Source organism: Polaromonas sp. P3_C2 (genome assembly GCF_056402675.1).
In genome coordinates this window covers 1-8,458 of sequence record NZ_JBFUGX010000115.1, presented here as the reverse complement: position 1 = coordinate 8,458, position 8,458 = coordinate 1, and the positions used below count along the sequence as shown (strand labels likewise).

Genomic DNA, 8,458 nt, shown 5'->3' with positions numbered 1-8,458 from the left:
GCCCAGCATGATGAAGGTCATGAAACCAAGAAGAATGGCGATCCCCAGGCCAGTATCTCCGTGACGCTCTTGTGTGCGTGCGTACTCGAACGCTCTTTGTGAATACAGTTGCAAAAAGAGTAGTGGCGCTATAAATGCCAGGAGCCGAATGGCTACCGGTAATGCGTAATTTCTCATTGAGGCCTGAGTTGGGATGGAGGTGGCGCTGAAGGTGGTCGGCACTCAGTGGCTGGTTATCCACCCTTGACCTGAACGTTCGACATTTTGAGCGAACCAACGGCAGACCGGGCGGGCTTATCTGTATCAGGTGTGTTTGGTCCGCACCCTACTTCACCAACCCCAGCACATCCCTGAACACCTCATGCTCAGCCGTGCGCAGCCACTCAAACGCCACCATCTCGGTCGTCACCAGTTCGGCGCCGTTGCCGGCCAGGCGGTCAAAGGCGGCATCGCGGTTGCGCTCGGTGCGTGAACTGCAGGCGTCGGTTACCACCCAGACTTCGAACTCTTCTTCCAGCAAATCAAGCGCGGTCTGCATCAGGCAGACGTGGGCTTCGCAGCCGGCGATGACGATGGTGCTTCTGCCCTCTTCCGGCTCGGGCGCCGGCTTTTGCAGGTGTTTGGGCAGGCTGCGGGCGTTGCCGCCTGTCGGCGCCTTGCGCACGGGTGGGCGCAGCAGGTCGCCCAGGCCGTCGGCCACGGCGCTGAAAAACATCTTGTCCATAGTCTTGCCACTGGCGGCTTCAATGGCGGCCTGCAATTCGGGCACGGTGGCGCCCAGGCTTTCGGGGTTTTCTTCTGTGCCCCACACCGGCACGTCCAGCAGTTTGGCCATGCGGGCCAGCTTTACGGCATTGGCCATGACGAGGTTGCCTTCAAAAATGGCGGGCATCAAAAGGGTCTGGTAGTCGACCAGCACAAGTTGGGAGTCGTCGGCGTCAAGCAGCATCGGGGGTCCTGGGGAAATTCTGGAGGCGTTCTGGAAAGAAGATCAGGCCGGGCTGCGCTGCAGGCGCTCCACCAGGCCGATCACATAAGCATCGAACAGCAGCGTGGCGTCCTGCCCGAACATGCGGATTCGACCGGTATGTTGGAGAAGCAGCAAGCCCATGCCATGCGCGAACAAGGCCGTATTTTCGCGCAATGCATCGTCGGCGCCTAAACCCATGGCCCGCAAGGCGGTTTCACAAGGCCGCAAAGCATCGTGAAGGCGGTCATTGAGCTGCTGGTTCAGCTCGGTGCCCAAGCCGCGCGGGCGCATGCCCTGCATGAGGTAAAAACCCAGGTCCAGGTCGCGCGGGTTGGCCGCAAAAAAACCAAACCAGGCACTGGCCTTGGCTTCCAGCACCTCAGCCGGGCCGCCCCGCGCCTCACCCGCAGACGCCACCACGCCATTGAGGCGCTCCAGGCACTCGGCCAGCAAGGCGCCGTAAATGGCTTCCTTGTTTTCAAAATAGGAATAGATGGCCCCGGCGGTATAGCCTGCTTCCTTGGCGATCTCGCGGATGCTGGCGCCGTCGATGCCCAGGCGTTCGAAGACGGATCGGGCGGCGTCCAGCATCAGGGTTCGGCGTAAATCGTTTTGGACCTGCTGGCGGTCTATTCGGGTTTGCATCGCCAGAATATAGGCGTGAAAGACGTCTATCCAGGGTGCGATTTCCGGTGAAAATTAACGCTTGTTCTAAAAATTAAACGTTGTTTAAATTCACTGGATGACGCCAGAAGAGCTGCCACCATCGCAGCTTCATTCGTCACATGGCCCGTCTGGCCTCGCCTGTCGCCAAGCCGGCCAGCCTGATCAGCTACTCTTTTGATAGCTGCTTGCGCCCGCCCACAAAGGGCCGGAGGCGCATTTAATTCAAATCCAGCCCCAACAAGGTGTTATTCAGGCTCGATTCCCGCGGCCTTGATGATCTTTCCCCATTTCAGCGTTTCCACCGCCTGGAACTTGCGCAAGTCTTCCGGGTTGCTGGTGAAGATTTCGGTACCGCTGGACTGGTAAAACGGTGCGGCCGAAGGGCTGCGGGCTGCCTTGACCAGCATGTCGCTGAGCTTTGCCACCACATCGGCGGGCGTGCCGGCGGGCGCGTAGGCGGCAAACCAATAGGTCATTTCATAACCCTTGACGCCGGCTTCTGCGATGGTCGGCACCTCGGGCGCCAGCGGTGAACGTTGCCGGGTGGAAACACCCAGCGCCTTGAGCTTGCCGCCCTTGACCTGCGGCAGGCCGGTCGCCATGTCGGTGATCATCATGTCGATCTGGCCGCCCAGCAGGTCCGTCACCGCGGGCGGATTGCTCTTGTAGGGAATGTTCAGGATGTAGGTGCCCGTCATCTGCTTGAACTGCTCACCCGCCACGCGGCTGGACGAGCTGCCGCTGCCAAAAGACAGCTTGCCGGGTTTCGATTTGGCCAGCGCAATGAACTCCGCCACGCTGTTGACCGGCAGTGACGGGTTGACCACCATGATCTGCCCGCCGCGGCCCAGCGCGGTCAGCGGTGCGAAGTCCTTGACCGGGTCGTAAGGCAGTTTTTTGAACAGGTGCTCATTGGCCGACTGCGTGGTGTTGGTGGTGATGAACACGGTGTAGCCGTCGGGCTTTGCCTTGGCGGCTGCCTGGGCGCCGATGAAGCTGTTGGCGCCGGGCTTGTTGTCCACCACCACGCTGACTTTGCTGTCATTGGTCACGGCCTGGCCGATGGCGCGCGCCAGCTGGTCGGTTGCGCTGCCGGCCGCAAACGGCACGACAAAGGTGATCGGCTTTTCAGGAAAGCCCTGCGCCTGAGCCGCCATGGGCACGGCGAGGGGCGCGATGGCCCATAGCGCGGCAATGCCGAGCAAGGCGGGGCGGATGCGGCTGTGTATGGATTTTTGAGTGGCGGTTTTCATGTTGTCTCCTGATGTTGTGATGAGGCGTATCTGACGTTGTTGATCTCGTCTTGGTGTCCTGGTGTCCTGGTGAATCGGTTCCGTTAAAAAGTTTGGTCTCCCCCGGCGAGCAGGCCCGCCAGCGCTGCTGGCACTTCGATAGGTAAATCCAGCAGCCAGAATGAAAGCGACTTGCCGTGCGTGTCGAGGTTGAGCGCGTCATTCACGCCGCCGTCGAGCACGTCGTCGAGCACAAAGTTCAGGGCGCCCAGCAAAGGCAGCTCAAACCGCTGCACACGACTGGGCTTGCGGTGGGCAAAGTGGCGCGCCACGGCGGCCTCCGTCACCTGCGCCCGCAGCACGGGATAAAGGTCCGGGTGCCAGGCAATCACGCTGATGTTGGACCGGTTGCCTTTGTCGCCGGTTCGCCCGTGCGCGGCGCGGTACAGCGGGACCGTGATCATGGCCTGGCTCATGCGGCCTCCCCTGCGGTAGCCAGCGCTGCGGTATCGAGCATCCTGAACGACACCTTCACAGCGTCTCGGGGCACCAGGCAGGGCAAGGTGTTGAGCCTTGGTGTCAGTGCCGTGCGCACGCCGCCGCCGCCGGCCGGTCCGCAGCAGTACAGGGCGGTGACTTCCCGCGTCAGCCGCTCGGCCTCAGCGCGGTCGGTGTGTGTGGCAGCCACGCGCAGGCGTACATCGCGCGCGTCACCGGCCGGTGTTGCGGCCAGGAGGCTGCCGGCGTCGTCGCCCATGACGCTGAGCGCGCCTATCAGGTCTACCCGCAGCGCCAGGGCCGGCAGGCGCCGGCGCAGCACATCGGCCGCCAGCCGGGCGCGGGCCTCGGCGCGCGGGCCGGCGTAAGAGATTTCACCTTCGGCCAGCCAGCCGCCCTCATGGCAGAGATTGACCTTCAGGCTGGGTGGCCGGGCATGGCCGCGCACACCGCTCAGCGCCACGCGATTAGGGCCAAGCTGTTCAATCTGCGCTGCGCTGATGTCCGCCACCACATCGGGTGTGAGGTAGGCGGCAGGGTCATGCACTTCATACAACAACTGCTCCTTGACGCTGGCAAGGTTCACCAGCCCGCCTGTGTTGGCAGCCTTGCCGATGATGCAGTTGCCGTCGGCGCTGATTTCGGCAATCGGGTAGCCGACGGCGTGCAAATCGGGAACGTCCTTGTAGCCGGGGTCTGCAAAATAACCGCCGCAAACCTGCACTCCGCACTCCAGCAAATGGCCGGCCATGGTGGCGCGTGCCAGCAGGTCCCAATCATCGGCACGCCAGCCAAAGTGCGACATGGCAGGCCCGACGGCGAGCGATGGATCGGCCACGCGGCCGGCCACCACAATTTGCGCGCCGGCGTTCAGCGCAGCGGCAATCGCTTCAGCACCGATGTAGGCATTGGCACTGACCATGCGGATGCCGTCCATCGCACTGCCCAGCTGGGTGCGCAGCAGCTCGCGGTGCCGTTCTTCCGAGAGGTCATCACCTTCGACCACCGCAATACGCGGTGCAGGCAAACCCAGCTCCCGGGCCATGGCCTGGATATGCCGCGCCGCGCCCATCGGGTTGGCCGCACCGAAGTTGCTGACGATGCGGATGTGGTGCTGCAGGCAGCGCGCCAGCACGGGACGCAGCATGTCGTCCAGCAACGGCTCAAAGCCCGCGCCGGGGTCGGCACGGCGGCGCAATTGCGCCAGCGCCAGCGTGCGCTCGGCCAGCGTCTCGAAAATCAGGAAGGCCGGCCCGCCCCGCGCGATCAGGGTGTCTACCACCGGGCCGGCCGCATCCACACGGTCACCCGAAAAGCCGGCCGCGCAACCGATCAGCAGGCTGGCGGGCGGTGTGGCGGTGTGGGGAGCGAGGGCGGCAGGGATCATCATGGCCAAGCGGTGGATGCCATGAATTTAAGCCCCCGCCTTTTATTTGTAAAATGCAAAATTCCTATCGATTGACTTGAAAATCAGATTAATGGCCGCATCCACCACCACCCCGAAAAATGCGGCCCGCCTGCCCGCACGCAGCCCCAACCTGTCGACACGCCAGCTGCGGGCATTCCTGGCGCTGGCGGAGCTGAGCAGCTTTACCCGGGCCGCTGCCGCCTGCCACCTGTCGCAGCCTGCGTTCAGCGCGCTGATCCAGACCCTGGAAGCGGAGCTGAACACCCGGCTGTTTGACCGCGACACACGCAGCGTACAGCTGACGGCCGAAGGACGCTTGTTTGAAACGCCGGCGCGGCAATTGCTGGGTGACTTCAGCGCCGCGGTGGGTGAACTGAGCGATCACGTCGAGCGCCGCAAGGGACGCGTGCATGTGGCGGCCCTGCCCTCGCTTGCGGCAGGCTGGCTGCCTTCCATCTTTGCGGAGTTCAGGCAGGCCTCGCCCGGTATTGACCTGAAACTCAGCGACCTGCTGTCTGACGCCTGCATCGAGCTGGTGCGCAGCGGCAAGGCCGACTTCGCGCTTGCCTCAACGGGCGCCACGCACGCGGGCCTGACCACGCAGCTGCTTTGCACCGACCGCTTTCACCTGGTCTGCCGCACGGATCATCCCCTGGCCACGGAAAAAGTACTGACACTGAAGAAACTGGCAGCCTTCCCGTTTATCCATATGTCGCGCAACAGCAGCGTGCGCCAGGCTCTGGACGCCGCGCTGCACCCGTTGCAGACCCATACGGTGCTGGAAGTCGACCAGCTGGCGACGGTTACCGGTATGGTTGAGGCAGGCATCGGCATCAGCGTGGTGCCGGCGCTCACGCTCTTTCACTTCGAGCGAAAGAACCTGCTGACGCGGCCGCTGGCCACGCCTGGCCTGTCACGAAAAATTTATACCGTGCGCCGGCAGGAAGGCAGCCTGTCCGTGGCGGCGCAGGCATTGCATGACCTGGTCATGGAACGCATGAAAGCGTGGCAACCCGGGCCGCAGCCGAAGCGCCGCAAACCCGGAAGGCCTTAGAGAGACCCCAGGTCCTGGACGGCATCCACCACCATGCTGGTGCCCAGCGCAATCAGCAGGATGTCGGTGGCGACACGCACATACTTGTGGCCCGAGGGCGGAGGGCCCAGACGCACCACCACCGATGCAGGCACCGGGTAATACACCACGCCGGCAGGCAGCGGTTGCCCGATGGCGTATTTTTTGGCCTGGCCGGGAGGCATGCAGCCGTTGTTTTTCTTGGCAAGGCCCGGGGGGCAATGGCCGGACTTGAATTGCTTGCCGTAGTAGTCCTGGAGCACCACACGCTGCTCGGGAACAAAATAGCCGCCGACCTTGACGTCTTCGCGGTGCTTCTTGTTGCCTTTGTCTTTTTTGCCGCCGTGGTCGTCCTGGTCTGACTGCTCCACCTGGCTGTGCTTGCCGCCCTTGTCCTTGTTCTTGCCGCCGCCGGCCCATTCGGGTTTCTCGGCAAAGCTCGCGGAGCACATCAGCGCGCCTGCCATCAAAAGTGCCAGGCTGCGGCCGGTCAGGCGCAAACCTGTTGTCGGTGTGTGTGTTGTTGTCATCGTGGTTCTCCAGTGGTTTTCTATACAGGGCTCGCCGGGCACAGGCAACAAGTGCACAGCATCCCCTTTTCAACGACGGCCTGCGGTTACCGTTGACAGGACTTTCACCTGCCGCGCTGCACGCTGCGGGCACGTCCGCACGGGCGTGCCGCTACACGCAGAGCTGCACAATTCTGGCGGCGAAACACAGCATGGGGATGTAAGGAAACAAGCTGTTTCACAGTCATACGTTGTCACGTATCTGGAGGTCTGGCGTTTTCTGCCGGCCACAATTACGACAGGAGAAAAACCTGACTGCTATATTTTTTATAGCTTCTCGCGCTTGTTCCAATTGGCCTGCAGGCATTTAAGACCTGCAAAACAATCAAACCTCAAATCACCGCGCTATTTTTTCGGCTCGGCAAACTTGAGCAGGCGTGTGGCCAGCAGCGTTTCAGCCAGGAAACAAACCAGCGCGAGAAGAAAGCACACCACGCCCGACAGAAAACAGACAGTGGCAATGCGCAGGGTCGGCAACTCACTCGTCTCACCCAAAAACAGCAGGATGATGGTAGTGCCGATCAGCATGGCGCAAAAGGTCAGAAAGGCGATGCAGATGTTGACCAACCAGCCACGCTGGCGCAACTCGCGCAGTTCGGCATACATGCGGTGCGCGCGGGCCTCTTCCACGCCGCCGGTCTCCAGCCGGTTCTCCAGGAAACGCGCGCGGTCGATGATGCGCGCCAGCCGCCCGGCGACGGCGGCGATCATTCCCGAAACAGCGGTGAGCAAAAACACCGGCGCCACTGCCAGTTGAATACCGTGGGTGACCGTTGCAAGGTCGGGCGCAAAGTTCATGCGGGGCTCCGGGGGTTCATGAAACGGGTATTGTCATGCAAACATCAGGCCAGCAGGCCTGCCGGTCGCCTGCCTTTGCGGACGATGCCCTACACGGATGTCGTCGCTGTCCGACAGCCCGCGGTGTGCGGTCGTCCCCACAATGAACTCCAAGGCAGTGCCCGCGTTGCCTTTTTCCCTGCGACCGCCATCGCGGCACAGCACCGAATTATTTCCACCAAAGGATTTCCCATGCTCGCCAATAACGAAGGACAGCGCGTCCCTGACGTGACCTTCAAGACACGCCAGAACGACCAGTGGGTTGACGTGAAAAGCACTGAACTGTTTGCCGGGAAAAACGTCGTGGTTTTTTCGCTGCCCGGCGCCTACACGCCCACCTGCTCTTCCACCCATTTGCCGCGCTTTAATGCGCTGGCCAATACCTTCAAGGCCCATGGCATTGACGACGTGGTCTGCTTCTCGGTCAATGACGCCTTTGTGATGAACGAATGGGGCAAGGCGCAGGAGGCCGGCAATATCACCTTGATTCCGGACGGCAATGGCGACTTCTCCAAAGGCATGGGCATGCTGGTCGACAAAAGCGATCTCGGCTTCGGCAAGCGCTCCTGGCGCTATTCCATGCTGGTGCGCGATGGCGTGATCAAGAAGATGTTCATCGAGCCCGAGAAGGAAGGCGACCCCTTCGAGGTTTCGGACGCCGACACCATGCTCAAGTACCTTGCACCGCAAGCCGTGGCGCCCGAGCCCATCACCCTCTTCAGCAAGCCGGGCTGCCCGTTTTGCGCGAAAGCCCGGGCCATGCTGGACGAAGCAGGTCTTAGCTACGAGGAGATCACCTTGGGCCAGGGCATCACCACCAGCACGCTGCAAGCGGTTGCAGGCGCGGGAACGGCGCCACAAGTATTCGCAGGCGGGAAAAAAATCGGCGGGTCGGAGGACCTGCAAGCCTGGTTGAAAGAGTCCCGACCAGAGCCGGAACCACGCCAGTTTCTCAGCTAGCCGGCTGCAGCACTTTCGCCCTGCGCCGGGCGCGCCAGCTGACCACCGCTTCGCAGGCGTCAAAGTGCTTGAGCAGGTTCTGCTTTTGCCGCTCGAGCAGCGAACTGGCGGCAATCATCTGCGGCCATGACTCACACGCTTTTCCCACTGCTTCATTGAGCACACCGCGCACGCGCGTTTCAAACATGCCCGTGGCGTTGCAAAAACTGCGCAGCGTTTTGGCGGTCAGCCTGGCCTGCTTTTCAC

Annotated in this window: 10 protein-coding genes and 1 pseudogene; 2 read left to right on the top strand and 9 right to left on the bottom strand. The window is 62.1% G+C overall.

What is annotated here, in order from left to right; translation table 11 throughout:
• From AC1DWI_RS07145 to AC1DWI_RS07120, 6 genes are all read right to left on the bottom strand, one after another.
• A partial coding sequence (locus AC1DWI_RS07145; protein WP_477724593.1) for a hypothetical protein occupies window positions 1-222 on the bottom strand: 222 nt, incomplete at its 3' end.
• Between the two features lie 103 nt (window positions 223-325).
• Window positions 326-949 carry an isochorismatase family protein gene (locus AC1DWI_RS07140; RefSeq protein ID WP_477669310.1) on the bottom strand — a complete coding sequence of 208 codons (624 nt, stop codon included), beginning with the start codon at window positions 947-949 and terminating at the stop codon, window positions 326-328.
• Window positions 950-991: 42 nt separating this feature from the next.
• Complete coding sequence (locus tag AC1DWI_RS07135; RefSeq protein ID WP_477669309.1) at window positions 992-1,615, bottom strand: TetR/AcrR family transcriptional regulator; 624 nt, start codon at window positions 1,613-1,615, stop codon at window positions 992-994.
• 266 nt (window positions 1,616-1,881) lie between these two features.
• Window positions 1,882-2,889 (bottom strand): Bug family tripartite tricarboxylate transporter substrate binding protein, encoded by a 1,008-nt coding sequence (locus AC1DWI_RS07130; protein ID WP_477669308.1) that lies wholly within the window; start codon window positions 2,887-2,889, stop codon window positions 1,882-1,884.
• Window positions 2,890-2,972: 83 nt separating this feature from the next.
• On the bottom strand, window positions 2,973-3,344 hold the full coding sequence (locus tag AC1DWI_RS07125; RefSeq protein ID WP_477669307.1) for an AtuA-related protein: 372 nt from the start codon (window positions 3,342-3,344) through the stop codon (window positions 2,973-2,975).
• A complete protein-coding gene (locus AC1DWI_RS07120) occupies window positions 3,341-4,753 on the bottom strand; it encodes an acyclic terpene utilization AtuA family protein (protein ID WP_477669617.1) in 1,413 nt (470 codons plus the stop codon). Before AC1DWI_RS07120 ends, AC1DWI_RS07125 begins: the two co-directional genes overlap by 4 nt.
• Window positions 4,754-4,844: 91 nt before the next feature.
• On the opposite strand from AC1DWI_RS07120, the gene AC1DWI_RS07115 reads away from it, so the two are divergent.
• Window positions 4,845-5,828, top strand: coding sequence for a LysR family transcriptional regulator (locus AC1DWI_RS07115; protein ID WP_477669616.1), 984 nt, complete (start codon window positions 4,845-4,847; stop codon window positions 5,826-5,828).
• Here AC1DWI_RS07115 and AC1DWI_RS07110 read toward each other — a convergent pair.
• Window positions 5,825-6,376 (bottom strand): hypothetical protein, encoded by a 552-nt coding sequence (locus tag AC1DWI_RS07110; RefSeq protein WP_477669306.1) that lies wholly within the window; start codon window positions 6,374-6,376, stop codon window positions 5,825-5,827. The two genes, AC1DWI_RS07115 and AC1DWI_RS07110, sit on opposite strands and share 4 nt — an antisense overlap.
• Window positions 6,377-6,760: 384 nt before the next feature.
• Window positions 6,761-7,213, bottom strand: coding sequence for a DUF2721 domain-containing protein (locus AC1DWI_RS07105; protein WP_457280618.1), 453 nt, complete (start codon window positions 7,211-7,213; stop codon window positions 6,761-6,763).
• Between the two features lie 231 nt (window positions 7,214-7,444).
• Between AC1DWI_RS07105 and AC1DWI_RS07100 the strand changes: the two genes are divergently transcribed.
• On the top strand, window positions 7,445-8,212 hold the full coding sequence (locus AC1DWI_RS07100; RefSeq protein ID WP_477669305.1) for a glutathione peroxidase: 768 nt from the start codon (window positions 7,445-7,447) through the stop codon (window positions 8,210-8,212).
• Here AC1DWI_RS07100 and AC1DWI_RS07095 read toward each other — a convergent pair.
• Window positions 8,205-8,458: pseudogene (locus AC1DWI_RS07095) on the bottom strand (type II toxin-antitoxin system HipA family toxin); the annotation flags it as partial. The gene AC1DWI_RS07100 and the pseudogene AC1DWI_RS07095 sit on opposite strands and share 8 nt — an antisense overlap.

What these genes read in the sequence shown, in the direction of transcription:
- AC1DWI_RS07140 (WP_477669310.1), bottom strand. Translation starts at nt 949, where the DNA reads ATGCTGCTTGACGCCGACGACTCCCAACTTGTGCTGGTCGACTACCAG.
- AC1DWI_RS07135 (WP_477669309.1), bottom strand. Translation starts at nt 1,615, where the DNA reads ATGCAAACCCGAATAGACCGCCAGCAGGTCCAAAACGATTTACGCCGA.
- AC1DWI_RS07130 (WP_477669308.1), bottom strand. Translation starts at nt 2,889, where the DNA reads ATGAAAACCGCCACTCAAAAATCCATACACAGCCGCATCCGCCCCGCC.
- AC1DWI_RS07125 (WP_477669307.1), bottom strand. Translation starts at nt 3,344, where the DNA reads ATGAGCCAGGCCATGATCACGGTCCCGCTGTACCGCGCCGCGCACGGG.
- AC1DWI_RS07120 (WP_477669617.1), bottom strand. Translation starts at nt 4,753, where the DNA reads ATGATCCCTGCCGCCCTCGCTCCCCACACCGCCACACCGCCCGCCAGC.
- AC1DWI_RS07115 (WP_477669616.1), top strand. Translation starts at nt 4,845, where the DNA reads ATGGCCGCATCCACCACCACCCCGAAAAATGCGGCCCGCCTGCCCGCA.
- AC1DWI_RS07110 (WP_477669306.1), bottom strand. Translation starts at nt 6,376, where the DNA reads ATGACAACAACACACACACCGACAACAGGTTTGCGCCTGACCGGCCGC.
- AC1DWI_RS07105 (WP_457280618.1), bottom strand. Translation starts at nt 7,213, where the DNA reads ATGAACTTTGCGCCCGACCTTGCAACGGTCACCCACGGTATTCAACTG.
- AC1DWI_RS07100 (WP_477669305.1), top strand. Translation starts at nt 7,445, where the DNA reads ATGCTCGCCAATAACGAAGGACAGCGCGTCCCTGACGTGACCTTCAAG.